This is a genomic window from Nocardioides sp. (assembly GCF_035576065.1).
Classification (GTDB): domain Bacteria; phylum Actinomycetota; class Actinomycetes; order Propionibacteriales; family Nocardioidaceae; genus Nocardioides.
Genome location: NZ_DATLWX010000015.1, coordinates 87,645 through 114,271, shown reverse-complemented (window position 1 = coordinate 114,271; position 26,627 = coordinate 87,645). Strand labels below are relative to the sequence as shown.

The window sequence follows — 26,627 nt, the reverse complement described above, 5'->3', positions numbered from 1 at the left end:
GTGCGACACGCACGGATGACGCGTCGTGGTTGTCCGACGCCGGCTAATGATCGGCGCGGGCTTGTAACGCCGGGTTATCTGCTGTTGCCCCTCTGCTGCAGTGGGGGCGATACAAACACTAACCCGGCGTTACATGCCCGGCGGTTACTTGGTCTGCGCGTCGGCGTGGGGCCGCGAGACGTGCACAGGCACCTCCCGAAGAGGGTCCTCCACAAGGGGCCCACGGCGCGGCTGCGGCTCTCGCGGTCGGTCGGCACGCTGGCCAGATGTATCTGCCAGTCCGGGCTCTCATGCAGTCGCAGCACGGCCTCGTCACAGCCGGCCAGCTCGCCGAGGCGGGTGTCACCCACCTCGACGTCCGCCGGCTGCTCAAGGCGCGGCTCCTGGTGCGACTTCGACGCGGGGTGTACGCCGACGCGCAGATGTGGCAATCGATGGACCCCTACCTCGAGCAGCCGACGCTGCGCATCCGAGCCGCCGCCCTCACCTTGCGGGCGACGCCGTTCGTGTTCAGCCACGACTCCGCCGCCATCGTCTTGGGCATGGGCGCACCACACCCTGCGACATCGCTGGTTCACCTCACCCGACCCAACGTGCACGGCGACGCGGTGCGAGCCGGGGTGAAGCACCATCTGGCGCCGTACCGGGAAGAGGACGTCGTCACGGTCGAGGGTCTGCGGGTTCTGGGTGCGGCGCGCACTGCGCTGGACATGACGCGCGAGCATGGACGTGTCGCGGGACTCGCCGCGTGCGATGGCGCCATGCGGGAAGGTGCGACGCGTGGCGAGCTCGCCGAGGAGCTGGCCCGCATGTGGTGCTGGCCCAGGAGTCGGCTCATGCGGTGGTGCATCGACATGGCGGACGGTGGTGCCGAGACCTACCTGGAGTCCCAGGGCCGCGATCTTGTGCTGGAGCTCGGCATCGGCCGGCCGGAGACCCAGTTCGGCCTGAGCGACGGCAATCGCAGTGTCTACTGCGACTTCCGCGTCGGTCGGCACATCTTCGAGGTGGATGGGGAGTTGAAGTACGACGAGAACAATCCCAGCGGTGAGGATCCGAAGGTCGTGGTCCTGAAGGAGAAGCGGCGACTGACTTCATCACGGGGTTCAAGCTCGGCGCCTCCCGCATCACCGCGTACGACTGCGGCAGCGGACGGAACCAGGCGTTGGTGAGGTCGGCTCGCGAGTTCGCGGACACGTGCCAACGCTTTGGCACCTCGATCGACGACCTTGCGCCGTACGTCATCAAGCGGTCTCGTCAACGCGCGGGGTGACCCCGCCGGGCTTGCTGTAACGCCGGGTTACCGGACCTGCCCTCCCTGCCGCAACAGGTGCTAACCCGGCGTTACATCGGACCGGTGTCAAACGATGCTCAGTCCTCGGCGTCGAGCTGCGCCAGCACGTCGTCGGGGATGTCGACATTGGTGAAGACGTTCTGCACGTCGTCGAGGTCCTCGAGCGCGTCGGCGAGCTTGAGCACCTTGACCGCCGCGTCCTTGTCGACCGGGATCTCCATGCTGGGCACGAACTCGACGTCTGCCGAGTCGTAGTCGATCGCCGCGGTCTGGAGCGACTGGCGCACGTCCACGATGTCGGTCGCCTCGGAGATGACCTGGAAGGACTCGTCGTGGTCGTTGACGTCCTCGGCACCGGCGTCGAGGGTCGCCTCGAGGACCATGTCCTCGGAGACCTCGGCCGGAGCGCCGTCCTTCTCCTGCATCTTCGGCACCACGATCACGCCCTTGCGTGTGAACAGGCGCGAGACCGAGCCGGGATCGGCCAGCGTGCCGCCGTTGCGGGTCACGGCGGTGCGCACCTCCATCGCGGCGCGGTTCTTGTTGTCGGTCAGGCACTCGACCAGGAACGCGACGCCGGCGGGTCCGTAGACCTCGTACATGATCGTCGAGTATTCGGCGCCCCCTGCTTCGGCACCGGAGCCGCGCTTGACCGCGCGGTCGATGTTGTCGTTGGGGACCGAGCTCTTCTTCGCCTTCTGCACCGCGTCGAAGAGCGTCGGGTTGCCCGACAGGTCCCCGCCGCCCTGGCGGGCTGCGACCTCGATGTTCTTGATCAGCTTGGCGAACAGCTTGCCGCGCTTGGCGTCGACCGCGGCCTTCTTGTGCTTCGTGGTCGCCCACTTGGAGTGGCCGGACATGGGGGCTCCCTCTGCTAAGCGGTCGTGACCATGTCGACGAAGTAGCGGTGGATGCGGTCGTCCCCGCCCACCTCGGGGTGGAACGACGTCGCCAGCACATGCCCTTCGCGGACGGCGACGATCCTACCCGCCGCCTCCCCCGCCTCGACGCGGGCAAGCACCTCGACGCCTTCGCCCAGGCTCTCGACCCACGGGGCTCGGATGAAGATCGCCCGCACCCTGTCGGGCAGGCCCTCGAAGTCGAGCTCGCCCTCGAAGGAGTCGACCTGGCGCCCGAAGGCGTTGCGACGCACCGTGATGTCGAGGCCCCCCAGCGTCTCCTGGTCGGCGGTGCCTCCCTGCACCCGATCGGCGAGCATGATCATGCCGGCGCAGGTCCCGAAGGTCGGCATACCGGCGCGGATCCTTGCCTGCAGCGGGTCGAAGAGCTCGAAGGTGCGGGCCAGCTTGTACATCGTGGTCGACTCGCCGCCCGGTATGACGAACGCGTGGCACCGCTCCAGCTCGCCGGGCCGACGCACTGCGACCGCGTCGACGCCCAGCTCAGCCAGGAGTCGCACGTGCTCGCGGACGTCGCCCTGGAGCGCGAACACTCCGATGGTGGGCGTCGACATGCCCCGAATCGTAGGGGCAGCTCGGCCTCGCCGACGAAGCGGCGCGCGTCCACGCAGGCCAGGAGTGCCGTGGCCTGCGTGGAGCTCGTGGAGCTGATGGAAGTGCTGGATCCGGGGGGGACCGCGAGCCCCCATGGCCCGCTGTCACTAGTTTGAGGATCTCCCGTTGCAATTGCTACACAATTTTGACAAATGGCTATCAAGGACTACGGCCCGGCCCGGAGTTCGACCGTTCGGGCCATGGTGGTGAGTCGACGAGGGGGCGCCAACCACGATGAATCCACAACAGGTAACAGTCGGAGCTCCGGGGGCCTCATTCCGCGTCGGAAAAGCCCACCTCGTCCATCACCACAGGCCAGGGCTGCGCCCGACGTCGGAGTAGCGACTACCAGCCGCGCTCGGAGAGGCGGTGCGGCTGCGGGATCTCGTCGACGTTGATGCCGACCATGGCCTCGCCGAGGCCGCGGCTGACCTTGGCGACCACGTCGGCGTCGTCGAAGAACGTGGTGGCCTGGACGATCGCCTCGGCGCGCTCTGCCGGGTTGCCGGACTTGAAGATGCCGGAGCCGACGAACACGCCCTCGGCACCGAGCTGCATCATCATGGCGGCGTCGGCCGGGGTCGCGATGCCGCCGGCGGTGAACAGCACGACCGGCAGCTTGCCGGCTGCGGCAACCTCCTTGACGAGGTCGTACGGCGCCTGCAGCTCCTTCGCCGCGACGTAGAGCTCGTCGGGCTCCATCGAGGAGAGTCGGCGCAGCTCACCACCGATGGTGCGCATGTGCATGACCGCGTTGGACACGTCACCGGTGCCGGCCTCGCCCTTGGAACGGATCATGGCCGCGCCCTCGGTGATCCGGCGCAGCGCCTCGCCCAGGTTGGTGGCTCCGCAGACGAAGGGAACGGTGAACTTCCACTTGTCGATGTGGTTGGCGTAGTCGGCCGGGGTCAGGACCTCGGACTCGTCGATGTAGTCCACACCGAGCGACTGCAAGACCTGCGCCTCGGCGAAGTGGCCGATCCGGGCCTTGGCCATCACCGGGATCGAGACGGCCTCGATGATGCTGTCGATCATGTCCGGGTCGCTCATGCGGCTGACGCCGCCCTGCGCGCGGATGTCGGCCGGAACGCGCTCGAGGGCCATGACGGCCACCGCGCCGGCATCCTCGGCGATCTTCGCCTGGTCGGCGGTGACGACGTCCATGATCACCCCGCCCTTGAGCATCTCGGCCATGCCGCGCTTGACGCGCGAGGTGCCGGTGGAGGAGGTGGACTCGGGGGCGGTGGGGGTCTGCTCAGCCATGCCCTGATTCTACTGGCGTTCGTCCCGCTTGACGGCATCGAGGGCCTGTCGGCGTACGAGCAGGATCCGCTGGATGACCGTGACGGTGCTGGCGACCGCGAGCAGCCACAGCGCGACCTCGTAGAGGATGGGCAGGTCGAGCAGGTCACCGAAGCCGGTGAACACCAGGATCGCCACCAGTCGGTCGGCCCGCTCGGCGATGCCGGTCTTGGCGTTGAAGCCGAGGCCCTCGCCGCGGCTGCGCGCATAGGACGTCACCGAGCCCATCACGAGGCAGACGAGCGCGAGGCAGAGGTAGAGCCGGTCCTCGGCGACCCAGGCGAAGTAGAGGGCGAGTCCGGCGAAGATCGCGCCGTCGGCGATCCGGTCGAGCGTGGAGTCCAGGAAGGCCCCGAAGGTGTCCTTGCGGCCGATCGTCCGCGCCATCTGGCCGTCGATCAGGTCGCTGAAGATGAAGGCGGTGATGAACAGGACGCCCTGCCAGAGCATCCCCTGGGGGAAGAAGATGAGCGCTCCGGCGCAGACGCCGACCGTGCCGACCACGGTGACCGTGTCGGGGCTGATCCCCAGCCTGATGAAGAGCTTGATGAAGGGCTGCAGCACGACGCCCTGCCAGAAGCCCTTGAAGCGGTCGAGCACCGACTCGTTGAGCACGCTGGACCGCGGTCTGTTCTGGTTGTCCACGGCCGCGAGGCTACTCGCTGAGCAGGGCTCGGCAGACCTCGGCCACAGCCGTGGGCACCCCCGCGACGTGCCAGTCCACGCCCGCTGCGGACACCACGCGGGACTCACCTCCGACGCCGCGGATGATCGCCGCCCCCGGCAGCCGGTCCCAGTCAGGGACCGAGTGCTGGAAGACCACGTCGCACTGTCCCTGGGCGATGGCCATCGCGTCCATCGTCCCCGAGCCCATCATCCGCAGCGTCGCGACGCCCGTGACCGCGCGGACGAAGGCCGCGCCGACCTCACCGTCGTAGAAGGGCGGGTGGAGGTACGTCGTCGCGCACGACTCGCGCAGCGGACGGTCGGTCAGCGCGGGCAGGCGCACGCCGTTGCGGGTGCTGGGCAGCCCGGGGCCGCCGAGGAACGTCGCTCCCGACGTCGGCTGGTGCACGCCCGAGAGGAGGAGCCGCTCGCCGTCCACCAGGGCGACCGCGCTGCACCACCAGTCGAGACCGCGGTGGAAGTTGTAGGTGCCGTCGATCGGGTCGATCACCCAGGTCCGCCCGCTCGTGCCGGTGTGGTCGGCGCCCTCCTCCCCCATGATCGAGTCGTCAGGCCGAACCCGCCTGAGGGTCGCGACCACCTGTGCCTCGGCGGCACGGTCGGCTGCCGTCACGATGTCGGAGACGTGCGTCTTGGTCTCGGCACCCAGCCCGTCGCGCCGCATCGCCGCTGCAAGCGCCCCGGCCTCCGTGACGAGCCTGGTCGCCAGCTCTGCGTCGTCCACGTCGCGCAGGCTACCGCCGCCTCGAGTCGCTGCGGCGTCGGCAGGGTGGACGGGCGGCGTACTGTGACCGCACGGAGCCGCCCGGGCTCCCAACCAGGGAGTCCCGATGGCCGACAAGTCGCCGCGGCAAGGCATGACCAAGAAGACCAGCAAGTCCATCAAGGAGAAGCGGGCCGACAAGCGCGACAAGGCCAGCGGGGGCAGCCCCTCTGAGAACTTGGGCACCAAGAAGAAGTGAGCCTCCTCAGCCTCGGCGTCATCGGGACGTCGACCAAGGAGAACGAGCACCGACTCCCCCTGCACCCCGACCACCTGTCCAGGCTCGCCCCGGAGATCGCCGCTCGGATCACCCTCGAACACGGGTACGGCGAGAAGTTCGGACGCAGCGACGCAGACCTGGCCGAGCACGTGGCCGGTTTCGCCTCTCGCGACGAGATCATCACCGGCTCCGACGTGGTGGTGCTGCCGAAGCCCCAGCACGAGGACGTCGCGGCCATGCACCCCGGCCAGGTGCTGTGGGGTTGGCCGCACTGCGTCCAGGACCCCGAGATGACGCAGCTCGCCATCGACCGCGAGCTCACCCTGATCGCCTTCGAGGCGATGAACCACTGGACCGTCGACGGCTCGGTCGGCCTGCACGTCTTCCACAAGAACAACGAGCTCGCCGGCTACTGCTCGGTGCTCCAGGCGATGGAGCTGGTCGGCATCACCGGTGACTACGGCCGTCGGCTCAGCGCCGTGGTGATCGGCTTCGGCGCCACTGCTCGGGGAGCGGTGACCGCCCTGAACGCGCACGGTGTCAACCAGGTCGCGGTGCTCACGAACCGTGGCGTCGCCGCTGTCGGCTCCCCCATCCACTCGGTGCGGATCCGCCAGTTCGACCACGACCCCGACGACCCGGCGGTCAGCCACGTGATCACCGAGCGTGGCCGGATGCCGCTGGCGCCGTACCTCGCGGAGAACGACATCATCGTCAACTGCACGCTGCAGGACCCCAACGCGCCGCTGACCTACCTCCGCACCGAGGACCTCCCGGCCTTCCGGCAGGGCAGCCTGATCGTCGACGTGTCCTGCGACGAGGCGATGGGCTTCTCGTGGGCCACGCCGACGACGTTCGACGACCCGATGTTCACCGTGGCGGACCGGGTTCACTACTACGCCGTCGACCACAGCCCGTCCTACCTGTGGAACTCCGCGACGTGGGAGAACAGCGAGGCCCTGATGCCCTTCATCGAGACCGTGCTGTCGGGTCCGGAGGCCTGGCAGGGTGACGAGACGATCACCCGGGCCATCGAGATCCGCGACGGCCGGATCCAGAACCCGGCGATCCTGGCGTTCCAGGGCCGGGCCGAGGAGCACCCGCACCCGGTGAACTGAGGGTCGTCAGCCGCTCCAGGCGTCGGCGAGCAGCGCTCGGGTGTCCTCAAGCAGCTGCGGGAGGGTCTTGGTGTTGCCGATCACCGTGATGAAGTTGGCGTCACCCGACCAGCGTGGGACGACGTGCTGGTGCAGGTGGTCAGCCAGCGAGCCGCCGGCTGGCCCGCCCAGGTTGAGGCCCACGTTGAAGGCGTGCGGAGCGCTGACGCTGCGGATCGCGCGGATGGCCTGCTGGGTCAGCGCCATCAGCTCCCCCGACTCGTCGGGCGTCAGGTCCTCCAGCCCGGCCACGTGACGGAAGGGCAGCACCATGAGGTGTCCCGGGTTGTAGGGATGCAGGTTGAGGACCGCGTAGGTGTGCTCACCGCGAGCCACGATCAGGTTGTCCTCGTCGGCACCTTCGGGGATCCGGCAGAAGGGGCAGCCGTCGGCGGTCGTGTCAGACCGGACGTAGGCCATGCGGTAGGGCGTCCAGAGCCGCGTCAGGCCGTCCGGGCTCTCGTCGTGCATGCTCTCGATCCTAGGCTGGAGCCATGGTCACGATTCGATCGGCTGCCCCGGCAGACATGCCCGCCGTCGCCGACCTGTGGCACGAGGGCTGGCACGACGGACACGCAGGCCTCGTGCCGGACGGACTGACGGCGCTACGCACGCCCACGGCCTTCCACGAGCGCACCTCGGATCGGGTGGCCGACACGACGGTGGCAGTCGGCCTGAGCGATGGGTTGCTCGGGTTCGTGATGGTGAGCGGTGACGAGGTGGAGCAGGTCTTCGTCGGACGAGCGGCTCGCGGCACCGGGCTGGCGGTGTTGCTGCTCACCGAGGGCGAGCGGCTGGTGGCAGCCGCGGGCCACGACGAGGCGTGGCTAGCCGTCGTCGCCGGCAACGCACGCGCCCGACGCTTCTACGAGAAGTCCGGCTGGCACGATGCCGGCGACCTGCCGTACGAAGTCAGTGCGGGCGGCCGGACGTGGGTCTCGCCGTGCCGCCGCTACACCAAGCGGGTCGCCGAGCGCGCCCGCCCCGCATAGCTGGACACTGCCCCGAGCAAGTCCGGGATCAGACCTGTTCGCGGGCCGCGACCGCCTGCTGCACACGCTGGATCGCCTCCTCCAACGGCACCCCGTTGTCCTGGCGTCCGTCGCGGTAGCGGAAGGAGACCGCACCAGCCTCGACGTCGTCGTTGCCGGCGATCATCATGAAGGGCACCTTCTGCAGCTGCGCGTTGCGGATCTTCTTCTGCATCCGGTCGTCGGAGTCGTCGACCTCGACCCGGATTCCCTGCGCCTTCATCTTTCGCGCCACGTCGTGCAGGTAGTCGCTGAACGCGTCCGCCACGGGGATCGCCTGGACCTGCACCGGGGCGAGCCAGGGCGGGAAGGCGCCGGCGTAGTGCTCGACGAGCACGCCCATGAAGCGCTCCATCGAGCCGAACTTGGCGGAGTGGATCATCACCGGCTGCTGCCGAGAACCGTCAGCGGCCTGGTATTCCAGCCCGAAGCCCTTCGGCTGGTTGAAGTCGTACTGCACCGTCGACATCTGCCAGGTCCTGCCGATCGCGTCGCGGGCCTGCACGGAGATCTTCGGACCGTAGAAGGCCGCACCACCCGGGTCGGCCACCAGCTCCAGCCCGGACTCGGCCGCGGCCTCCTCCAGGATGCGGGTCGCGTTGGTCCAGTCCTCGTCGCTCCCGATGAACTTGTCCGGCTTGGAGTCGTCACGGGTGGACAGCTCGAGGTAGAAGTCGTCCAGCCCGAAGTCCTTCAGCAGACCGAGCAGGAAGCTCAGCAGGTGCTTGATCTCGTCGGCGGCCTGCTCGGGCATGACGTAGGAGTGCGAGTCGTCCATCGTCAGGCCGCGGACGCGGGTCAGCCCGTGCACGACCCCGGACTTCTCGTAGCGATAGACCGACCCGAGCTCGAACAGACGCAGCGGCAGCTCGCGGTAGGACCGCCCGCGCGACCGGTAGATCAGGTTGTGCATCGGGCAGTTCATGGCCTTGAGGTAGTAGTCGCTGCCCTCCATCTCCATCGGCGGGAACATGGTGTCCGCGTAGTAGGGCAGGTGCCCGGAGGTGTGGAAGAGCCCCTCCTTGGTGATGTGCGGGGTGGCGACGTACTCGAAGCCCTCCTCCATGTGCCGCTGCTTGACGTAGTCCTCCATCACCCGGCGGATCACTCCGCCCTTGGGGTGGAAGACCGCGAGCCCGGAGCCCAGCTCGTCGGGGAAGCTGAACAGGTCGAGGTCGCGGCCGAGCTTGCGGTGGTCGCGCCGCTCGGCCTCCTCGATGCGGTGCAGGTGCTCCTCGAGCGCCTCCTTGGTCTCCCACGCGGTGCCGTAGATGCGCTGGAGCTGCTTGTTCTTCTCGTCTCCTCGCCAGTACGCCGCAGCAGTGCGCATCAGCTTGAAGGCGGGGATGCGCTTGGTGGTCGGCACGTGCGGCCCGCGGCACAGGTCGGACCACTTGGCCTCGCCGTTGCGTCCGAGGTTGTCGTAGATCGTCAGCTCCGCACCCGCGTCGCTGGCCACCTCGACGCTGGCGCCCTCGGTGTCCTCGGCTCCCGCGCCACCCTTGAGGCCGATCAGCTCGAGCTTGTATGGCTCGTCCTTGAGCTCGTTGATCGCGTCGGCGTCGGTGGTGATCCGGCGCTCGAAGCGCTGGTTGTCCTTGATGATCTTGCGCATCGCCGACTCGATCTTGACGAGGTCGTCGGGCACGAACGGGGTCTCGACGTCGAAGTCGTAGTAGAAGCCGTCGGTGATCGGCGGGCCGATGCCCAGCTTGGCCTCGGGCCAGAGCTGCTGGACTGCCTGGGCCATCACGTGGGCGGTCGAGTGCCGGAGGATGTCGCGCCCGTCGGCGCTGGCGATGTCGACGCCCTCCACCTCGTCGCCGTCGCGCAGCTCGTAGGACAGATCCTTGAGCTCGCCATCGACCCGAGCCGCGATGACGTCGGCGTCGTCGCGGAAGAGCTCCCAAGCCTTGGTGCCCGGCGCCCCGTCCGAGGTCGTCAGTGTCTGCTCCTCACGCTGACCAGCGTGGGTGCGGACGACCTTGATCTCGGACACAGTGACTCCTGATGAGGTACGGCGGACTTGCGGGTCCATCGATCGTATCCATCGAGGGCCACCGGATTGTTGGCGCCCGGCACCAGTAGCCTCACCCCCATGGCACGCATGGTGATCCGCCCTCGCCTGGCCCGCACCGTCCTGCGGCTGGCGCGGTGGCGTACAGAAGGATCGCTGCCGACGCACGGCATCGTCGTGGGCGCCCCCCACACCTCCAACTGGGACTGGGTCGTCTCGCTGCTGCTCGCCTGGAGCCAGAGCCGGCAGCCGCGGATCATGGTGAAGAAGGAGTTCTTCCGTGGACCGCTGCGCCCGATCATGCGGGCCACCGGCGCGGTGTCCATCGACCGCGACAATCCGGGCGCCGACATCAAGGCGCTCGTGGACCTCATCGCACGCTCGGACGAGTTCCTCCTCACCATCGCCGCGGAGGGGACCCGCAGCAAGGGCGACTACTGGAAGTCCGGCTTCTTCCGCCTCTCCCAGCAGACTGGGCTCCCGGTCACCCTCGCCTTCATGGACGGCCCCTCGCGCACCGTCGGCTCGGGTCCCACCTTCATGCCCAGCGGTGACGTGGCGGCCGACATGGACATGATCCGGGCCTTCTACGCCGACAAACGCGGGCTGCGCCCCGAGAACCGCACTGAGCCGCGGCTGCGCAACGAGGCGTAGCCCGGTCCCCGCGGCGGCCTCCTTCAGAGGGTGACGAGCGGTGGTGCAGGGACACCCGGCGCCCAGCGGGCCAGCAGGACGGTCGCGTCGTCCTGGAGGACGTCGGCCTGATGGTCAAGGACTGCGTGGATCAACCGACGGACGGTCTCGGTCGGCGAGTGCTGGGCCATGGCCTCGCGCTCGAGGAAGTCGATGAGACGCTCTTCTCCGAACAGGTCGCCGGTGCCGGCGGCGCGTGCCTCAGTGACGCCGTCGGTGTAGAGCACGAGCCAGTCCTCAGGTTCCAGTGAGGCGCGGCCGACGGTGCGAGTGCCGTCGCCCAGACCGAAGGGCAGTCGTCGACCACCCTCCAACGCAGTGACGACCTTGCCGTCGCGCAGCAGCAGCGGTGCCGGGTGCCCGCCGGCCAGGTATTCGAGGCTCCCCGTCCGGAGGTCCAGATCGGCAAGGATGCCGGTGGCGAAGGCGTCGGGGAACTGTGCCTCGAGAGCCTCGTCCAGGGCCTCTCCCAGCGCGGGGAGGTCATCGCCCGAGCGGCGGCCCGCTCGGTAGACCGAGAGAGCAGTGGCGGCGATCAGGCCTGCTCCGAGCTCATGTCCCATCCCGTCGAAGACCGCCAGCTGGACCCGCTCGGGCCCCAACGCGTAGTCGAAGGCATCGCCTCCGATCGAGTAGCAGGGTTCGAGCAGTCCCGCCAGGGTGAACCGTTCACTCTCGGCGCTCAGGGGCGGTAGCAACGACGCCATCAGCTCCGCTGCCGGCGAGCGCCGCTGTGTGCGGCGTACGTCGTCCACCCCGTCGCCGTGCTCGGCCGCGCCGAGGACGAGATTGCCGAGCATGCTGGCCAGCCACTCGCACTGTTGACGCAGATAGGGGTCGTGCAGGTCACGCGGATCGCGGAGAAGGACGTCAAGGACACCGATCCGTTCGGTCCCGCGAACCATGGGGACCCACCATCGCAGCTGCGCGTCACTGATCGCCGACTGCGTGATGCCGCTCTGGAACGCCCGGCCCGGGAGGGTGGACTCGATGTCCAGCGGCTCTCGGGGTCGGGGAGCCGCGGCCGGCGAGCGTTCCGGGTCCGACATGGGCACGAGGTGCAGCTGCTCGTAGTCGACGAGATAGACCACGACCCCGACTCCGAGCTCACCTGCCGCCTCCGCGGCCACGGCCGCCAGCTTGCCGAAGAGGGCGCGCGGGGCTTCGTTGATCAGGTGCACCAGCGCGGCCAGGGGACCGTGCGCAGGGAGCGGGTGGCTCAGCACCCGGCTGTAGGGGACGCGGGACCGACCGACCTCGTCGTCGAGGTACTCATTGGCCGCATGGGCCAGGACGTCGCGTTGGAGTGCAGGGAGGCTCATCAGCCCGTGCAGATAGCCCTCGAGGTCGATGAGGTCGAGGTCCGCGCCGATCGAGAAGGCGCGGAGCCAGAGGTTTTCCATCGAGAGGGTGCCGTGGTCCAGCACTGCTCGGATCGCTGCGCGATGTCCATCGCCGACGCCGTCCACCGTCACCTCGGCGGTGGAGTCGTCGGAATACGGGATGGTCATGATCGGCGACGCGTCGTCGCCAGGACGAGCTCGCGTGCCACATCGTGCAGGGGCAGGTTCTGTCGCGCCGACGCCGCGGCGAGGATGGCGAACGCCCCCTGCTCGTCGACGTTGCGACTGTGCATCAGGGTGCCCTTGGCCAGCGCGATCACATCCCGGTGACCCAGGGCCGTGCGGAGGTTCTCACTCATCCGACGAGCATCCTGCTGGCACTGGACATTGGCCACGAGGACCGCCGCTGGGGCAGCGAGCAGTCCCAGGAGCTGCTCCGCACGTTCCTCGAACGCGCCCGCTCGATCGGCGTACACCTTCATCGCCCCCAGGCAGAGGTCACCGGCGAACAGCGGCGCGCTCAGCGTTGCGCCGAGGCCGATCTCCTGCGCCTTCGCTGCCCAACGGGGCCACCGCTGCTCCGCGGCCAGGTCGTGGACGCGCTGAGGGGTGCGGGTGGCGATGGCCGCCAGGCAGGGGCCCTCGTTCAGCTCGTACTGCAGCACATCGGCGCGCTCCACCAGCGAATCGGTCGCTGCGGCGCTCGTGGGCTGCCCGCGGGCATCGGTCAGCGTGACGCCTGCGCCCGTGGACCCGGGGATGGCCTCAACGGCCAGCGTGGTGATCAGCCGCAGCACCGTGTCGACGGTCTCGTGGGCCAGCAGGACGCCCGACATGCGACGTGCCACCCCCGTCAGCTCACCCACCCACGGCGGGTCGTCTCCCGCCACATAGACGGGAGGGTCCCCAGGGCCGGAGGAATCCGAGGTCATGAGCGCGCCCCGGAACGCGTGCCGGACGCCGGGTCTGCGCCCGGGCCGCTCCCGAACCCGTGCTCCAGACCCCACAGGACCGCCCGGGAGCGGGACTCGACCTCGATCTTGCGATAGGCCCCGCGGACGTAGGACTTCACCGTGTTCACCGACAAGCCCAAGGTCCCGGCGATGTTGGTGTTCGTGCGGCCCTGGCAGATGAAGGAGAGGACCTGGGCCTCTCGTTCGGTCAGGATCTCGCCGTTCTCAGCGAGACCGCCCGTGTCTGCCATGGTCCGCGCTGAACCAGTGCTTGGCCGCTGATTGTTGTGGATGGCATGCAGTGCCGCCACGAGCTCGGCGCCGTTGAGGCTCTTGGGCAGGTAGGCGGCTGCACCTTGTTCGAGGAAGCCGGGCGCCGACCACGGCTGGAAGTTCCAGGTGAACAGGGCGACCCGGCGGATGCGGGCGTCGGCGAGGAGCTGGGCGAGGGTGGGTCTGCTTGCCGTAGCGCCTGCGTGGGCGTGGTCGTACAACGCGATGTCGACGGGTTCCGTCAGCGAACGAGTCAGTCGGACCAGCTCGATGGTCCCCGTCATGCCCACCATCGAGCTGAGTCCTCGGACGGTGATCTCGTCGTCGCCGACGACAGTGACCCGCAGCGGCTTGGCGGCGACGTGCAGCGGTGTGTGCCCAAGGCGTGCGTGCTCCGCGACGTGCAGCTGTGAGGGGGCTCGTCGGGTCGCTTCGGCATCGATGATCGCGGTCGAAATGACTTCAGGAATGACTCCCATGACGTCCTCACGTTCGGGTCCCATGTGACGGGACGCCTGACACGTCGGGAGATCCCCGCTCGGGCTGTGGTCGACGTCCACGCCACCGAGGTCCGGGGTAGCGCCACTGATGTGGCTCCTTCAAGTGAACCACACGTCCGGGCGCACGTGACCTTCACCGCCGCGGCGAGACCTGTCGGTGTCTGGCTCCGCCTCGGGTTGGGCGTCCACCGTGCGTTGACCTGCGTATGCTCGACCGCATGCCCGGCCAAGATCCCACCGTCGTAGTTCCGCTCGACGACCGACGACGGGCATGGCTGTGAGCACCTCGGTCGAGGAGATGCGGTCCGAGCTCAGCGCGGCGGTCATTGGTGCTGGCCCCGGGCTCGCCGGGGCCGATGAGCTGTGCGCGGCGTGCGTGCGCCTGTTCGGGGTGGACGGTGCCGCGGTGTCGATCGTCCTGGAGGGATCCTCTCGCGGGACGTTCGGGTCGAGCAACGAGCTGGGCCGCCGACTCGACGAATACCAGTTCACCTACGGCGAGGGACCGTGCCTCGACTCGGTCAGCAGCCGGGGACCGGTGCTCGTGCCCGACCTCGACTCCCCGGAGGAACGGCGCTGGCCCGCCTTCGCCGGCGCCGTGCTGGGCGACGGGGTGCGCGGCGTGTTCGCCCTGCCGATCATGGTGACGTCGGCCTGCGTCGGCGCACTCGACCTGTTCCGGGAGGGTCCCGGCCCGCTCGGGAGCGATCAGCTGACCGGCGCTGTGCTGGCCGCGGAGCTCGCTTCCCTGCCGCTGCTCAGGCTGCTGACAAGTGACATCATCGGATCCGAGAGCACCCTGGACGACAAGCTCATGTCCGAGGGCGAGGACGCCTGGGGGCTCCTGGCCGACATGGACCGGATCGAGGTCTATCAAGCGACGGGGATGTTGATCTCGCAGCTCGACGTCGGCGCCCCCGAGGCACTGGTGCGGCTGCGTGCGCACGCGATGGCCACGGAGCAGACTGCGAGTGAGGTCGCCAGGGCCATCGTGGAGCGTAGGTTGGTCCTGGACCGGGACGACCGGTTCGGATTGGGGAGGAGTCAGTCATGACCGACAGTCCCGACCGCATCGCCAATCGCGAGACCGACGTCATCCGAGCCTTCGTCGAGCTGTCCAACGAGCTCGTGGACGGCTACGACATGATCGACCTGCTGACAAACCTCACCCAGAGCTGTGCCCGGCTGCTGGACGTCGCCTCTGCCGGCCTCCTGCTCACCGACGAGAAGGGCGCGTTGCACTTCGTGGCGGCCTCCTCGGAGCGCACGCACAACCTTGAGCTGTTCCAGCTGCAGCGCGACGAAGGTCCCTGCCTCGATTGCTTCCACGGCGGCAAGGCCGTCAACGTGCCCGACCTGTCAGCGGCGACGGGCCGCTGGCCCGTGTTCTGCCAACGCGCCGACCGCGCCGGGTTCGCGTCGGTGCACGCCCTGCCCATGCGACTGCGCGGCAACGTGCTGGGGGCCCTGGGGTTGTTCGGCGAGACGGTCGGTTCCCTCACGGAGCCCGACCTGGCCCTGGCCCAGGCCTTGGCGCACGTGGCCTGCGTGGCGATCGTCAACGAGAAGGCCGCAGAGGACCGCACCATCGTCATCTCGCAGCTGCAACACGCCCTCGCCAGTCGGATCGCCCTCGAACAGGCGAAGGGGGTCGTCGCCAGCAGCGGCGGGTTGGAGATGGAGGAGGCCTTCGCTGTCCTGCGTCGCTATGCCCGCGACCACGGTCAGAAGCTCAGCGCGGTCGCGGCCCAGGTCGTCAACCGCGAGCTGCGTGGCGAGACCCTCGTGCAACACGCCAGGTCAGCCGCCGTCATCACCTGAGGCTCGCAGTCTCGCCTCGTGCAGGCTCGCCCGTCTGGACCCGCCACAGCGCGGCATACGGCCCGTCGAGCGTGAGCAGCTCGTCATGGGTGCCGCTCTCGATGATCTGCCCAGCGTCGAGCACCCAGATGCGGTCGGCGTGACGGACCGTCGAGAGGCGGTGCGCCACGACGAGAGCGGTGCACTGGGCGGTGGCCCGTCGCAGTGATCGCTGGATGGCGGCCTCGGTCTCGTTGTCGACCGCACTGGTGGCCTCGTCGAGCACGAGGAGGGCGGGGTCGCGGAGCAGTGCCCGCGCGAGCGCGAGCCGCTGGCGCTGCCCGCCGGAGAGGGTGACTCCCCGTTCGCCGACCCAGGCGTCCATCCCGGCCGGCAGCGCATCGATGAACTCGAGGGCGGCCGCCGCCTCGGCAGCCGCGTGGACCTGCTCCGGGGTCGCGTCGGGACGACCGTAGGCGATGTTCTCGCCGATGGACCCGGCGAACATGAACACGTCCTGGGCGACGTATCCCATGGAGCCCCGCAACGAGTCCCAGTCGAGGTCCCGGACGTCCTGGCCGTCCAGCAGCACCTGGCCCGAGCGGGGGTCGTCGAACCGCAGCACGAGCCGCAGCAGCGACGACTTGCCCGAGCCGGTGGCGCCGACGATGGCGTGCGTCTCGCCGGCCGGGACGACGAGGTCGATGCCGTGCAGCACGTCCGGCCCGTCGCCATACCCGGCGCGAACGCCCTTGAGCTCGATCCGACCCCTCACGGGCCGCGCCAGGGCAGTGACCCCGGCGGGGACGGTGACCGGCTCCTCGAGGAGTCCCAGGATGCGGCTGGTCGAGGCGCGTCCGCGTTGGTAGAGGTCGAGCACCTCGGCGACCTCGGTGAGGGGCCAGAGCAGGCGCTGGGTCATGAACACCAGCACGGAGTAGAGGCCGACCTCGAGCTCGCCTCGCAGCGTCGCCCACCCGCCGAGGAGCAGCGTGCACGTGAAGCCCGCCAGGATGGCCATCCGCACGAGCGGGACGAAGGCCGCCGACGACCGGATCGCGGTCCGGTTGGCGTCGCGGTAGGCCGCCGAGACGGCGCTGACGCGGTCCCGCTCACGGTCCTCCGCGGTGAACGCCTTGATCGTGGCGATGCCGGCGAGGTTGGCGCTGAGGGTGCCGGAGAGATCGGCCACCGCCTCCCGCACCCGCGCGTAGAGCGGCTCCAACCGTCGCTGGAACACCAACGAACCGATCACGATGACTGGGATCGGCAGGAACGCCAACAACAGGAGCTGGCCGGACGCGACCGCGAAGACGGCGCCCACGAGCACCACGTTGAGCGCGGTCTGCAGGATCGCCGGGGCGCCGATGTCGAGGAACCGCTCGAGCTGGTTGACGTCGTCGTTCAGGGTGGCGAGCGTGGAGCCTGCCGGTCGCGCCTCGTGCCAGCCCAGGTCGAGGTGCTGCACGTGGTCGTAGGCCTCGACGCGCAGGTCGTGCTCGACGCCCTGCGCCAGGCCCCGCCACAGCACGTCGGCGACGTACTGCGAGGCGGACTCGATGATCCACACCACGACGTTGATCAAAGCGAGCCAGCCGAGCTGGGCATAGCGCGACTCGACGCCGAGCACGTCGCCGACGAACGAGGCGTTGCCGCGTACGACGACGTCGACCGCGGCGCCGATGAGAAGCTCCGGCACCACGTCGGCGACCTTGTTGACCGTCGATGCGACCACGGCGGCGATGAAGCGCGGGCGGTAGGCGCCGTAGCGCTTCCACAGCGCGCGAAGCGGTTGGTCGGCTGCTGCGGTCACACGCTCCGTCGTCACGCGCTCACGCTAGGCGCTGCGTGGTCAGAGCCGTCAGGTCACCCCGGCCAGTCGACGCTGAGGTACTGCGTCTCCTGGAACTCGCGCAGCCCGTCACGGGCGCCCTCACGCCCGAGGCCACTCTGCTTCATGCCCCCGAACGGGGCCGACGGGTCGGAGACGAGGCCGCGGTTGATGCCGACCATGCCCGATTCGATCGCCTCCCCGAGGCGCAGGGCACGGCCCAGGTCGCCGGCGAAGACGTAGGCGGCCAGGCCGTACTCCGAACCGTTCACCGCCTCCAGCATCGCGGCTTCGTCGTCCCAGCCGATGATGGGAGCAATGGGGCCGAAGATCTCCTCGGCCACGATCGCCGCGTCCGGGGCGACGCCCACGAGGACGCGCGGCGCGACGAAGTAGCCGGCCGCGGAGTCCGGGAGGGCCGCCCGGTGCGTCACCGTGGCGCCGTCGGCCTCGGCGTCGGCGACCGCCCGCTCCACGCGAGCACACGCCGCCTCACTGATCAGCGGTCCGATCGTGCAGCCGTCGGTCGCAGCGCCCACGCTCAGCTTCTCGACCTCCGCGCCGAACCGCGTGACGAACTCGTCCAGCACCGCGGTGTGGACGAAGAACCGGTTGGCCGCGGTGCACGCCTGTCCCCCGTTGCGGAACTTGGCGATCATCGCCCCGGCGACGGCCGCCTCGAGGTCGGCGTCCTCGGTGACGACGAAGGGCGCGTTGCCCCCGAGCTCCATCGAGGCGTTGACGACCCGTTGGGCAGCGTGTCGCAGGAGCACGCGCCCGACCCCGGTCGAGCCGGTGAACGAGACCTTGCGGACCCGTGGGTCGTCGAGCCAGGCGCCGACCACGCCTGCGGCGTCGGTGGTGGTCACGACGTTGACCACGCCGTCGGGCAGACCGGCCTCGGTGAGGAGCTCGGCGACTGCGAGGGCGGTCAGCGGGGTCTCGGCGGCCGGCTTCAGCACGACGGTGCAGCCTGCGGCCAGCGCGGGGGCGATCTTGCGCGTGGCCATGGCGGCCGGGAAGTTCCACGGCGTCACCAGCGCCGCGACGCCCACGGGAGCGTGCCGCACGATGGTGCGGGTGCCGCCGTTCGGGGACTCGCCGTACTCCCCTCCGGGCCGGACAGCCTCCTCGGCGAACCACCGGAAGAACTCGGCCGCATAGGTCACCTCGCCCGCGGCATCGGTCAGGGACTTGCCGTTCTCGGCCGAGATCAGGGCTGCGAGCCGGTCGCGGTCGCGGAGCAGCAGACCGTGGGCGCGAGTCAGGACCTCGGACCGTGCCCGGGGTGCCGTGGCTGCCCAGGGCTTGAACGCAGCCGAGGCGGCGTCGACCGCCCTGCGGGCCTCGTCGGGTCCGTGGTCGGGGACGACGTCGAGCACGGCCAGGGTGGCCGGGTCGACGACCTCGAACGTCGCCCCGGTCCCCGTCATTGCGCCCGTCATCGGGTGCTGGCCAGGATCTCGGCGAGGACGTCGAGGGCCTCGTGGAGCAGGTCGTCACCGATGGCCAGCGGAGGCAGGAAGCGCAGCACGTTGCCGTGGGTGCCGCAGGTCAGCACGATCACCCCGGCCTGGTGTGCCTTCGTCGCCAGGGTCTTGGTGAGGTCGGGGTCGGGGTTCGTCGTGCCGGACACCACGAGCTCGACGGCGAGCATCGCGCCGCGTCCACGGACGTCACCGATGCGGTCGTCGTCGGCCTGGAGGCGCTGGAGACGGTCCTTCATCAGCCGCTCGACCTGACGTGCGCGCTCGATGAGGCCGTCGGCCTCGATGGTCTCGATGGCAGCCAGGGCGGCGGCGCAGGCCAGCGGGTTGCCGCCGTACGTGCCGCCGAGCCCGCCCACGTGCGGGGCATCCATGAGCTCGACGCGGCCGGTGACCGCTGACAGCGGGAGGCCTCCGGCGATGCCCTTGGCAGTGACGATCAGGTCCGGGACCACGCCCTCGTGGTCGCAGGCGAACATGTCTCCGGTGCGGGCGAACCCCGTCTGGACCTCGTCGGCGACGAAGACGACTCCGTTGGACCGGCACCACTCGACGAGCGCGGGCAGGAACCCGGGCGCCGGCTCGATGAAGCCGCCCTCACCCTGGATCGGCTCGATCACCACGGCAGCCAGGTTGGCGGCGCCCACCTGCTTCTCGATGATCTCGATGGCCCGGGCGGCCGCCAGCTGGCCGTCGAGCTCCTTGTGGTCGCGGAAGGGGTAGGACACCGGCGCGCGGTAGACCTCGGGGGCGAACGGTCCGAAGCCGTGCTTGTAGGGCATGGACTTCGCCGTCATCGCCATCGTCAGGTTCGTGCGCCCGTGGTAGGCGTGGTCGAACACGACCACCGCGTCCCTGCCGGTCGCGACCCGAGCGATCTTGACAGCGTTCTCGACCGCCTCGGCACCCGAGTTGAACAATGCCGTCCGCTTCTCGTGATCGCCCGGGGTGAGTCGGTTGAGCGCCTCGGCCACCGCGACGTAGCCGTCGTAGGGCGTGACCATGAAGCAGGTGTGGGTGAACGCCGCCACCTGCCGCTGCACGGCCTCGACCACCCGCGGGGCGCTGGAACCGACCGTCGTGACGGCGATCCCGGAGCCGAGGTCGATGAGATGGTTGCCGTCGACGTCGACGACGACTCCGCCGCCGGCCCTGGCCGCGAACACCGGCATCGTGGTGCCGACGCCCGCAGCGACGGCAGCGACCTTGCGGGCCATGAGCTCGCGCGACCGAGGGCCGGGGAGCTCGGTGACGAGCAGTCGGTGCTGGTCGACGCCGTTGTCGGCGCGGACAGACAGATCGGTCATGTGGATTCGGTCCTTCTCCTGGTGTGGGCGGGGTGCGGCGAGTCAGCGAGCGGTGCGGATCAGCTTCTTGTTGACGAACTCCTCCATGCCGAAGCGTCCGAGCTCACGCCCGAAACCAGAGCGCTTGACGCCACCGAAGGGCAGCTCCGCCGCATCGAGCCCGACGCCGTTGATGAAGACCATGCCTGCGTCGATCCGGTCGGCCACTCGCTGCGCCTGCTCGGGGTCGTCGGTGAAGACGTAGGAGCCCAGGCCGTACGGCGTGTCGTTGGCCAACCGGAGGGCGTCGTCCTCGTCGGCCGCGCGGAACACCATTGCGACCGGGCCGAACAGCTCCTGGCGGTAGGCCGGGTTGTCACTCTCCACGCCGGTGAGGACGCCGGTGGGGAAGAACGCGCCGTTGCGCTCCCCCGCCGATGCCAGCGTCGCACCACCCGAGACGGCCGAGTCCACCTGGCCCGAGAGGTTGTCGGCGGCGGCCGAGGACGAGAGGGGCGAGCCCGGCGACGCCCCGAGCAGTGCGTCGGTGAAGCCAGCGACGAACGCCTCGTAGACGTCGTCGACCACGATGAAGCGCTTGCCCGCGTTGCAGGCCTGGCCGGTGTTCTCCATCCGCGCCGCCACGGCAGCCTCGACGACGGGTCCGAGGTCAGCGCCCCCCAGGACGAGGAAGGGGTCGGAGCCGCCGAGCTCGAGCACGACCTTCTTGAGGTGGCGTCCGGCGATCTCGGCGACCGCCGCTCCAGCACGCTCCGAGCCTGTGAGAGAGACGCCCTGGACACGCGGGTCGGCGATGATCGACTCCACCTGCTCGTTGGCGGCGTAGACGTTGACGTACGCCCCCTCGGGGAAGCCCGCATCCAGGAAGATCTGCTGCAGGAGCGCCGCCGAGCGCGGGCACTGGGGCGCATGCTTGAGCACGATGGTGTTGCCGGTCGCGAGGTTGGGCGCAGCGAAGCGCGCCACCTGATAGGCGGGGAAGTTCCACGGCATGATGCCCAGCAGCACGCCCACCGGGGCACGCCGGATGACGGCTGTCCCTTCACCCTCGGACAGGGTCAGCTCCTCGTCGGCGAGGAACTGCTCGGCGTTGTCCGCGTAGTAGTCGTAGATGCTCGCTGCGAAGTCGACCTCCCCCTCGGCGTCGCCCAGCGGCTTGCCCATCTCCTCGACCATGGCCGCGGAGAGCTCGTCGCTGCGCTCGCGGTGCAGCTCGGCCACCCGGGTGAGCAGGGCTGTCCGCTCCCCCACCGTCGAGGTGCGCCCCCACGTGTCGTAGGCGCCAGCGGCGCTCTCGACGGCAGCGGTCACATCGGCGTCGGTGGCGGTCGGGTAGCTCTGCACCAGCTCTCCGGTGGCGGGGTTCAGCACGGCGTACTCGGTCATGGCAGGTCCTTCCGGTCTGTCAGGTGCTCGGGTGGTGTCGATGAGGGAAAGGTCGTCAGGTCGATCTCAGCACGACATCCGCCAGCTCGCCACCGACGCGCACGGCACCGTCCACGTGCTGGAAGCCGAGCCCGGCGACGTCGCTGCTGCCGAACTCGATGGGGCCGACAGGAGCGCGCATCACGTGGCCGTAGCGCGTGAGGCCGCCCAGGTCGAAGCTCGTCCCGTAGGCCCCGCCCGTCAGCTCCTGGTGGTGCCAGTCGCTCTCGATGTAGGCCAGCGGATGACGCGCCCGCGCACCAAAGTACGTCGCAACCGACTCGAGGATCCGGGTGCGTCGCTCGTCCTCGGAGAGGCGCGCGAGCGCATCGGCCCTGACGTCGGAGACGAAACCGACGAGCACACCCCGGGGTTCTCCCTCCGGAGTGTTGTCGTAGACCTCGTGCAGGTCGAGGTAGGGACCGAAGCCGGTCCCGCTCAGCCCGTCCTGGCGCCAGAACGGTTCCGCGTACATCGCCTGCACCTTGATGACGAGTCCGAAGGACTGGTGCTCGCGGGCCATCCGGTGCTCGGCCGGCAGCTCGGGGGCGAACCGGATGCGGCGTACGACGGTCGGTGGCACCGCCACCAGCACTCGGCGTGCCGCGTGCCGCTCGCCCCCGACGTGCACGACTGCACCGTCGGCCGTCCACTCGACGGCTGTCACGTCCTGTCCGACGCGCACCCGGTCCCCGAGTCGGCGGGCGAGCTCGAGCGGCACCGACTGGAGGCCCCCGACGACGCGACGGTCGAGGATGAAGTCCGCGTCCACGAGGTTGCTGAAGCCCCCTGCGCTGGCTGCCATCAGGACGGCCTGGAGCGCGGAGAAGGAGTGGGCGGGCTTGGTGAGCATGGCGGGGCCGACGAAGAGGGCGACGTTGTCGCACGCCTCGGCGTCGTCGCAGTTCTCCTCCAGCCACGCCCGGAACGAGACCTGGTCGAGGCGCTCGGCTCCCGGCATCGCCCAGGGCCGGGCGGGGTCCATCTCGTCCGACAGCGTGTCCAGGACCTTGACCAGCTGGTCGATGGCGGCTCGGGTGGCGGCGGAGACCGGTAGGTCTGCGTCGAAGCTGCGAGGCTCTCCGTCTCGACCGACATAGACGCAAGCACCGTCGCGATGGCGCGGGTAGGTCGCGATCCCCAGCTCGTCGAGCAGCGCCAGCAGCGCGTCCTGGTCGGGAGACACCCACTGCCCGCCGACCTCGAAGGATGCAGGGTCACCCTCCGTCGTCACCACGTCGGTGCGCAGACGCCCGCCGACCCGGTCGCGCGCCTCGAGGACCAGGACGTCGGAGCCTGCCTGGTGCAGGCGCCAGGCAGCGGTCAGCCCGGTCGCACCGGCGCCGATGACGATCACGTCGTGCTGGGTCATCGATCCTCTTCTGTCGCCTCGGTGGAACCTGTGGCCCCGGGGGACGTGGGCCGACCCGCGAGGAGCGGCTGGGACGGGTCCCAGGTGCTGCCGTCGAGCTGGTCGCGGCGTCGGCGAGCGATCCCGGAGAGCGCCTCGAGGACGACGCGGTTGGCGAGGAACGACGTGATCTCCGCGTGGTCGTAGGGTGGCGAGACCTCGACGACGTCGATGCCGACCACCGGCAGCTCGTAGGCGAGGCGTCGCACCGAGTCGAGCAGCTCGCGGGCCGTGAGTCCGCCCGGTTCGGGCGTGCCCGTCCCAGGTGCGTGCCCGGGGTCGCAGACGTCGATGTCGATGGAGAGGAACACCCCGTCGCAGTCGTCCATGGCGATGACAGACGCCTCGTCGAGACAGACGCCGAGCCCTCGGTGCACGATCTCGGTCATCTCGTAGGAGCGCATGCCTTGTTCGGCCATCCAGTCCAGCGTCTCCGGTCCGGGCCAGTAGCCCCGCAGCCCCATCTGGAGGAAGCGGTCCCCCCGCAGGGCACCGGACTCGATGAGACGACGCATCGGCTGGCCGTGACCGACGAGCGACCCGAACTCGATGTCGCCGGTGTCGGCGTGCGCGTCGAAGTGGATCATCGAGACCCGCCCGGCACCGTGGTGCTGCGCGACGCCGGCTGCGTCGGGCCAGGCGATGGTGTGGTCGCCGCCGAGGATGAGCGGGATCGCGCCGCCGCTCGTGACGGCGTACACGGCCTCCTGGAGGTCGCGCACCGACCGCTCCGCGTCGCCGGAGAACATCTCGACGTCCCCTGCATCCAGCACCTTGAGGTCCTGCAGGGGGTCGACGCGCATCGCCAGCGAGGGGCGGGAGCCGTCATGACCGAGGTAGCACGTCTGCCGGATGAACTGCGGGCCGAACCGCGTGCCCGGACGGTGTGAGGTGCCTCCGTCGAAGGGTGCGCCGAGGATGACGACGTCGGCACCGGCGTACGTCGAGGGGTCGGCCCAGTCGCACCTGTCCACCCCCAGGAAGGTGATGTCCGGTCCGTACTGAGCGCCATAGCGAGCCATGTCTCGGGTCTCCTCGTAGTCTGCTCAGTCATGCGGGTTTGAACGCTGTACAAACAGTAGCCAAGGTGGCTGAGATCACAGCTACAGTCAACCCCGATATGTGATCTTTTGCTGTCACAACTGTCAGGGGGGTCGTCACGTTGGTACGCGCACGACCCAACCGACGGATGGACCGCCCGCGGGAACAGGTGCTCGAGGCCGCGCTGGCGATGATCGGCGAGCAAGGGCTCGGGAAAGTCACGATGGCTTCCCTCGCAGCACGACTCGGCACCAGCGGCGGTCATCTCCTCTACTACTTCGGCACCCGTGACGGTCTCCTGCTGGAGACCCTGCGCTGGAGCGAGCAGCAGTACGCCGTGCAACGTGCCCCACTGGTGGAGCAGGCGGTCGCCGGTGAGGGCAGCCTCGCGGCGGTCCTCTCGTTCGCCGAGGTCTACCTCCCCCTCGACGACCGTGACCCTCGCTGGCTGCTGTGGCTGGAGCTGTGGGCGCGTGCGCCGTACGACCCCGAGCTCGCCTCGGCCCAGCGCGAGCTCGACGAGGGCTGGCACCGCGACCTGGTGGTCCTCCTGCGCGCGTGGCTCACGGGCATCACCGACGCCGATGCCGTCTCCGAGCGTCTGCGCGCCATGTGGGACGGGTTCGCCATCTCGATCGTCAACGGTGGCGGCACGACGCTGCGCGACGCGGTCGTCGAGCACACCCGGGCCACCCTCCAGCCCCTGGCCTGAGTCGGCGCAACCGGATGCCGGAGCCGCCAGGTGGCTTCGCACGGATATCGCCACTTCGTCCCCGACGAAGGCGGATCCGTGGTGTCCTTTACGAGGTAAACACTCGTGAAGGGGTGGACGGTGGCCGGGGACTCGGATCAGCCTTTGTCCTTCGTGGACAGCGAAGGCAGACTCGGCGACCCGCGACGCCTCCGCCGGCTGCTGGAGACGGGCCTGCTGAACTCCGGCGGCGATCCCTCCCTGGACCGCCTGGCCAAGCTGGCCGCGGTCTTCACCGGGTCTTCCATCGGGCTCGTGTCGCTCGTGGAACAGTTCCGTCAGGTCTATCCCGGCGCCTACGGGCTTCCCGACGAGGTCAAGGAGACGCGGGAGACCCCCCTGTCGCACTCGATCTGCCAATACATCGTGATGCACGACGCCCCGCTCGTCGTCTCCGACGTCAACCTTCACCCGATCTTGAGCTCCAGCCCCTCCGTGCGGGACTACGGCCTGCAGGCCTACGCCGGCTTCCCTCTGCACGGACCTGACAACGAGGTGCTCGGGGCCTTCTGCGTCCTCGATCACACCGCGGTCGACTGGACCCCCGAGCAGCTCGCCGTGCTGCACGATCTCGCCCGCGCCGTCGAGACCGAGCTCGCCCTACGACTGCGCACCCGCGAGGTGGAGCTGGCCAGTGCGCGGCTCCACCAGGCCATCAACGGTGCCACCCACACCGGCTTCATCGCCGCGGACCGCGATGGCACCATCACGGTCGTCAACCAGGCCGCGGAAGTCCTGCTCGGCGCCAGCGCAGGCGAGCTCGTCGGCACGTGGAAGCTCCACCAGCTTCCCAAGCTCTTCCGGCACGCCGCGCCTGCCACGCCCGGCCTGACCGTTGACGCCGCTCACAGCGCCGACAGTGACGCTGCGGACCTCGGCGCCCAGCTCGAGCAGCTCGGCCCGGGCGAGTGGATCGTCGAGAACGACCTTGGCGCACGCCGGATCGTGTCCATCCGCCTGACGGTGCTGCACGACGCCCGCGGTGAGAAGGACGGATATGTCCTGGTCGGCAACGACGTGACGGCCCACCACCAGACCCAGGCTGCACTCCACGACGTCATCGTCAAGCAGTCCGACGCCGTCGACCGCCTCCTCGAGCTCGACCGCGCACGACACGACTTCATCGCCACTGCCAGCCACGAGCTGCGCACTCCCGTGACGAGCATCCTCGGCTTCACCGAGCTGCTCACCGATGGCGCCGCGGGCGACCTCACCTCCGACCAAGCGCGGCTCCTCGACCGGGTGGACACCAACGGCAAGCGGCTGCTGCACCTCATGGAGGACCTCTTGAACCTCTCGACCCTCGAGGCCCGGGGCCCTGCGGCTCTCGAGCGGTCGGTCCTCGATGCCACGGCACCCGGCATACGCGCGTGGAAGTCGCTGCAGCCCCTGCTCCGCGGGCGCCGGCTCCAAGCCGACCTGGTCGTCGCCGACAACCTCCCGAACGTGTATGGCGACGTGGCCCAGCTCGAGCGGGCCATCCACCACCTGCTGAGCAACTCGGTCAAGTTCACCCCCGACGGGGGCTCGATCACGTTCTCCATCGTCCGCGAGGACGACGACGTCGTGTTCGAGGTCGCGGACACGGGGGTCGGGATCCGCGAGGACGAGCACCTCGAGCTGTTCGACCCCTTCTTCCGCACCCGCGAGGCGCAGGCCCTGGCCACGCCCGGAGCGGGGTTGGGCCTGGCCGTGGTCCGCAGCATCGTCGAGGCGCACGGCGCCGAGATCGATGTGACCTCCCAGCGCGATGTCGGAACGACGGTCCGCATCCGCATGCCCGTCTCGCTGGCGGTGTAGCGGTCCGCAAGGCGACACGGGCTTGCG

The 26,627-nt window shown here is 69.5% G+C and carries 25 protein-coding genes; 9 read left to right on the top strand and 16 right to left on the bottom strand.

What is annotated here, in order from left to right; translation table 11 throughout:
- Positions 1 to 266 precede the first annotated feature (266 nt).
- Positions 267 to 1,172 carry a type IV toxin-antitoxin system AbiEi family antitoxin domain-containing protein gene (locus VNJ48_RS08190; RefSeq protein ID WP_325600930.1) on the top strand — a complete coding sequence of 302 codons (906 nt, stop codon included), beginning with the start codon at positions 267 to 269 and terminating at the stop codon, positions 1,170 to 1,172.
- Between the two features lie 199 nt (positions 1,173 to 1,371).
- Here VNJ48_RS08190 and VNJ48_RS08185 read toward each other — a convergent pair whose 3' ends face one another.
- The 5 genes from VNJ48_RS08185 to VNJ48_RS08165 form a co-directional block, all read right to left on the bottom strand.
- A complete protein-coding gene (locus VNJ48_RS08185) occupies positions 1,372 to 2,154 on the bottom strand; it encodes a YebC/PmpR family DNA-binding transcriptional regulator (protein ID WP_325600928.1) in 783 nt (260 codons plus the stop codon).
- Positions 2,155 to 2,168: 14 nt separating this feature from the next.
- Positions 2,169 to 2,768: a pyridoxal 5'-phosphate synthase glutaminase subunit PdxT gene (pdxT, locus tag VNJ48_RS08180; protein ID WP_325600926.1), complete on the bottom strand. Its 600-nt coding sequence runs from the start codon at positions 2,766 to 2,768 to the stop codon at positions 2,169 to 2,171.
- 385 nt (positions 2,769 to 3,153) lie between these two features.
- Positions 3,154 to 4,071 (bottom strand): pyridoxal 5'-phosphate synthase lyase subunit PdxS, encoded by a 918-nt coding sequence (gene pdxS / locus VNJ48_RS08175; protein WP_325600924.1) that lies wholly within the window; start codon positions 4,069 to 4,071, stop codon positions 3,154 to 3,156.
- 9 nt (positions 4,072 to 4,080) lie between these two features.
- A complete protein-coding gene (gene pgsA, locus VNJ48_RS08170; RefSeq protein WP_325600922.1) occupies positions 4,081 to 4,755 on the bottom strand; it encodes a phosphatidylinositol phosphate synthase in 675 nt (224 codons plus the stop codon).
- Between the two features lie 10 nt (positions 4,756 to 4,765).
- Complete coding sequence (locus tag VNJ48_RS08165; RefSeq protein ID WP_325600920.1) at positions 4,766 to 5,521, bottom strand: inositol monophosphatase family protein; 756 nt, start codon at positions 5,519 to 5,521, stop codon at positions 4,766 to 4,768.
- A gap of 106 nt (positions 5,522 to 5,627) precedes the next feature.
- On the opposite strand from VNJ48_RS08165, the gene VNJ48_RS08160 reads away from it, so the two are divergent.
- Positions 5,628 to 5,759: a hypothetical protein gene (locus VNJ48_RS08160; RefSeq protein WP_297740197.1), complete on the top strand. Its 132-nt coding sequence runs from the start codon at positions 5,628 to 5,630 to the stop codon at positions 5,757 to 5,759.
- Positions 5,756 to 6,898 (top strand): N(5)-(carboxyethyl)ornithine synthase, encoded by a 1,143-nt coding sequence (locus VNJ48_RS08155; protein WP_325600918.1) that lies wholly within the window; start codon positions 5,756 to 5,758, stop codon positions 6,896 to 6,898. The genes VNJ48_RS08160 and VNJ48_RS08155 overlap by 4 nt, the downstream gene beginning before the upstream one ends.
- Before the next feature lie 6 nt (positions 6,899 to 6,904).
- On the opposite strand, the gene VNJ48_RS08150 is transcribed toward VNJ48_RS08155, so the two are convergent.
- Entirely contained in the window at positions 6,905 to 7,408 is a 504-nt protein-coding gene (locus tag VNJ48_RS08150) for an HIT domain-containing protein (protein WP_325600917.1), read from the bottom strand.
- Between the two features lie 23 nt (positions 7,409 to 7,431).
- Here VNJ48_RS08150 and VNJ48_RS08145 point away from each other — a divergent pair, with 23 nt between their 5' ends.
- A complete protein-coding gene (locus tag VNJ48_RS08145) occupies positions 7,432 to 7,929 on the top strand; it encodes a GNAT family N-acetyltransferase (RefSeq protein ID WP_325600915.1) in 498 nt (165 codons plus the stop codon).
- Positions 7,930 to 7,957: 28 nt separating this feature from the next.
- Here VNJ48_RS08145 and thrS read toward each other — a convergent pair whose 3' ends face one another.
- Complete coding sequence (thrS, locus tag VNJ48_RS08140) at positions 7,958 to 9,967, bottom strand: threonine--tRNA ligase (protein ID WP_325600913.1); 2,010 nt, start codon at positions 9,965 to 9,967, stop codon at positions 7,958 to 7,960.
- A gap of 99 nt (positions 9,968 to 10,066) precedes the next feature.
- Between thrS and VNJ48_RS08135 the strand changes: the two genes are divergently transcribed.
- A complete protein-coding gene (locus VNJ48_RS08135) occupies positions 10,067 to 10,639 on the top strand; it encodes a 1-acyl-sn-glycerol-3-phosphate acyltransferase (RefSeq protein ID WP_325600911.1) in 573 nt (190 codons plus the stop codon).
- A gap of 23 nt (positions 10,640 to 10,662) precedes the next feature.
- Here the strand turns inward: VNJ48_RS08135 and VNJ48_RS08130 are convergent, their stop codons facing one another.
- The 3 genes from VNJ48_RS08130 to VNJ48_RS08120 form a co-directional block, all read right to left on the bottom strand.
- Complete coding sequence (locus VNJ48_RS08130; RefSeq protein WP_325600909.1) at positions 10,663 to 12,189, bottom strand: PP2C family protein-serine/threonine phosphatase; 1,527 nt, start codon at positions 12,187 to 12,189, stop codon at positions 10,663 to 10,665.
- On the bottom strand, positions 12,186 to 12,869 hold the full coding sequence (locus VNJ48_RS08125; protein ID WP_325600907.1) for a GAF and ANTAR domain-containing protein: 684 nt from the start codon (positions 12,867 to 12,869) through the stop codon (positions 12,186 to 12,188). The genes VNJ48_RS08130 and VNJ48_RS08125 overlap by 4 nt, the downstream gene beginning before the upstream one ends.
- Positions 12,870 to 12,949: 80 nt before the next feature.
- Positions 12,950 to 13,726, bottom strand: a complete 777-nt coding sequence (locus VNJ48_RS08120) for a response regulator transcription factor (RefSeq protein WP_325600905.1) — start codon at positions 13,724 to 13,726, stop codon at positions 12,950 to 12,952.
- A 292-nt stretch (positions 13,727 to 14,018) separates the two neighbouring features.
- Here VNJ48_RS08120 and VNJ48_RS08115 point away from each other — a divergent pair, with 292 nt between their 5' ends.
- Together VNJ48_RS08115 and VNJ48_RS08110 are read left to right on the top strand one after the other, a co-directional pair.
- A complete protein-coding gene (locus tag VNJ48_RS08115; RefSeq protein WP_325600904.1) occupies positions 14,019 to 14,801 on the top strand; it encodes an ANTAR domain-containing protein in 783 nt (260 codons plus the stop codon).
- On the top strand, positions 14,798 to 15,568 hold the full coding sequence (locus tag VNJ48_RS08110; RefSeq protein ID WP_325600902.1) for a GAF and ANTAR domain-containing protein: 771 nt from the start codon (positions 14,798 to 14,800) through the stop codon (positions 15,566 to 15,568). The genes VNJ48_RS08115 and VNJ48_RS08110 overlap by 4 nt, the downstream gene beginning before the upstream one ends.
- Here the strand turns inward: VNJ48_RS08110 and VNJ48_RS08105 are convergent.
- The 6 genes from VNJ48_RS08105 to speB are packed head-to-tail and all read right to left on the bottom strand — an operon-like array spanning position 15,561 to position 24,030.
- Positions 15,561 to 17,375 carry an ABC transporter ATP-binding protein gene (locus VNJ48_RS08105; RefSeq protein ID WP_325600900.1) on the bottom strand — a complete coding sequence of 605 codons (1,815 nt, stop codon included), beginning with the start codon at positions 17,373 to 17,375 and terminating at the stop codon, positions 15,561 to 15,563. The two genes, VNJ48_RS08110 and VNJ48_RS08105, sit on opposite strands and share 8 nt — an antisense overlap.
- Before the next feature lie 38 nt (positions 17,376 to 17,413).
- Positions 17,414 to 18,811 carry an NAD-dependent succinate-semialdehyde dehydrogenase gene (locus tag VNJ48_RS08100; RefSeq protein WP_325600898.1) on the bottom strand — a complete coding sequence of 466 codons (1,398 nt, stop codon included), beginning with the start codon at positions 18,809 to 18,811 and terminating at the stop codon, positions 17,414 to 17,416.
- A gap of 8 nt (positions 18,812 to 18,819) precedes the next feature.
- Entirely contained in the window at positions 18,820 to 20,172 is a 1,353-nt protein-coding gene (gene gabT, locus VNJ48_RS08095; protein ID WP_325600896.1) for a 4-aminobutyrate--2-oxoglutarate transaminase, read from the bottom strand.
- A 42-nt stretch (positions 20,173 to 20,214) separates the two neighbouring features.
- On the bottom strand, positions 20,215 to 21,558 hold the full coding sequence (locus tag VNJ48_RS08090) for an NAD-dependent succinate-semialdehyde dehydrogenase (RefSeq protein WP_325600894.1): 1,344 nt from the start codon (positions 21,556 to 21,558) through the stop codon (positions 20,215 to 20,217).
- Positions 21,559 to 21,613: 55 nt separating this feature from the next.
- Positions 21,614 to 22,969, bottom strand: coding sequence for an NAD(P)/FAD-dependent oxidoreductase (locus VNJ48_RS08085; protein ID WP_325600892.1), 1,356 nt, complete (start codon positions 22,967 to 22,969; stop codon positions 21,614 to 21,616).
- Positions 22,966 to 24,030 carry an agmatinase gene (speB, locus tag VNJ48_RS08080; protein WP_325600890.1) on the bottom strand — a complete coding sequence of 355 codons (1,065 nt, stop codon included), beginning with the start codon at positions 24,028 to 24,030 and terminating at the stop codon, positions 22,966 to 22,968. Before speB ends, VNJ48_RS08085 begins: the two co-directional genes overlap by 4 nt.
- A 167-nt stretch (positions 24,031 to 24,197) precedes the next feature.
- Between speB and VNJ48_RS08075 the strand changes: the two genes are divergently transcribed.
- Both VNJ48_RS08075 and VNJ48_RS08070 read left to right on the top strand, forming a co-directional pair.
- On the top strand, positions 24,198 to 24,761 hold the full coding sequence (locus VNJ48_RS08075) for a TetR/AcrR family transcriptional regulator (RefSeq protein ID WP_325600888.1): 564 nt from the start codon (positions 24,198 to 24,200) through the stop codon (positions 24,759 to 24,761).
- Positions 24,762 to 24,914: 153 nt separating this feature from the next.
- Positions 24,915 to 26,600 (top strand): ATP-binding protein, encoded by a 1,686-nt coding sequence (locus VNJ48_RS08070; protein ID WP_325600886.1) that lies wholly within the window; start codon positions 24,915 to 24,917, stop codon positions 26,598 to 26,600.
- Positions 26,601 to 26,627: the final 27 nt, after the last annotated feature.

Coding starts and splice junctions, on each gene's coding strand:
- VNJ48_RS08190 (WP_325600930.1), top strand. CDS start 267: ATGTATCTGCCAGTCCGGGCTCTCATGCAGTCGCAGCACGGCCTCGTC.
- VNJ48_RS08185 (WP_325600928.1), bottom strand. CDS start 2,154: ATGTCCGGCCACTCCAAGTGGGCGACCACGAAGCACAAGAAGGCCGCG.
- pdxT (WP_325600926.1), bottom strand. CDS start 2,768: ATGTCGACGCCCACCATCGGAGTGTTCGCGCTCCAGGGCGACGTCCGC.
- pdxS (WP_325600924.1), bottom strand. CDS start 4,071: ATGGCTGAGCAGACCCCCACCGCCCCCGAGTCCACCTCCTCCACCGGC.
- VNJ48_RS08160 (WP_297740197.1), top strand. CDS start 5,628: ATGGCCGACAAGTCGCCGCGGCAAGGCATGACCAAGAAGACCAGCAAG.
- VNJ48_RS08150 (WP_325600917.1), bottom strand. CDS start 7,408: ATGCACGACGAGAGCCCGGACGGCCTGACGCGGCTCTGGACGCCCTAC.
- VNJ48_RS08145 (WP_325600915.1), top strand. CDS start 7,432: ATGGTCACGATTCGATCGGCTGCCCCGGCAGACATGCCCGCCGTCGCC.
- VNJ48_RS08135 (WP_325600911.1), top strand. CDS start 10,067: ATGGCACGCATGGTGATCCGCCCTCGCCTGGCCCGCACCGTCCTGCGG.
- VNJ48_RS08130 (WP_325600909.1), bottom strand. CDS start 12,189: ATGACCATCCCGTATTCCGACGACTCCACCGCCGAGGTGACGGTGGAC.
- VNJ48_RS08120 (WP_325600905.1), bottom strand. CDS start 13,726: ATGGGAGTCATTCCTGAAGTCATTTCGACCGCGATCATCGATGCCGAA.
- VNJ48_RS08115 (WP_325600904.1), top strand. CDS start 14,019: ATGGCTGTGAGCACCTCGGTCGAGGAGATGCGGTCCGAGCTCAGCGCG.
- VNJ48_RS08110 (WP_325600902.1), top strand. CDS start 14,798: ATGACCGACAGTCCCGACCGCATCGCCAATCGCGAGACCGACGTCATC.
- VNJ48_RS08100 (WP_325600898.1), bottom strand. CDS start 18,811: ATGACGGGGACCGGGGCGACGTTCGAGGTCGTCGACCCGGCCACCCTG.
- gabT (WP_325600896.1), bottom strand. CDS start 20,172: ATGACCGATCTGTCTGTCCGCGCCGACAACGGCGTCGACCAGCACCGA.
- VNJ48_RS08090 (WP_325600894.1), bottom strand. CDS start 21,558: ATGACCGAGTACGCCGTGCTGAACCCCGCCACCGGAGAGCTGGTGCAG.
- VNJ48_RS08085 (WP_325600892.1), bottom strand. CDS start 22,969: ATGACCCAGCACGACGTGATCGTCATCGGCGCCGGTGCGACCGGGCTG.
- speB (WP_325600890.1), bottom strand. CDS start 24,030: ATGGCTCGCTATGGCGCTCAGTACGGACCGGACATCACCTTCCTGGGG.
- VNJ48_RS08075 (WP_325600888.1), top strand. CDS start 24,198: ATGGACCGCCCGCGGGAACAGGTGCTCGAGGCCGCGCTGGCGATGATC.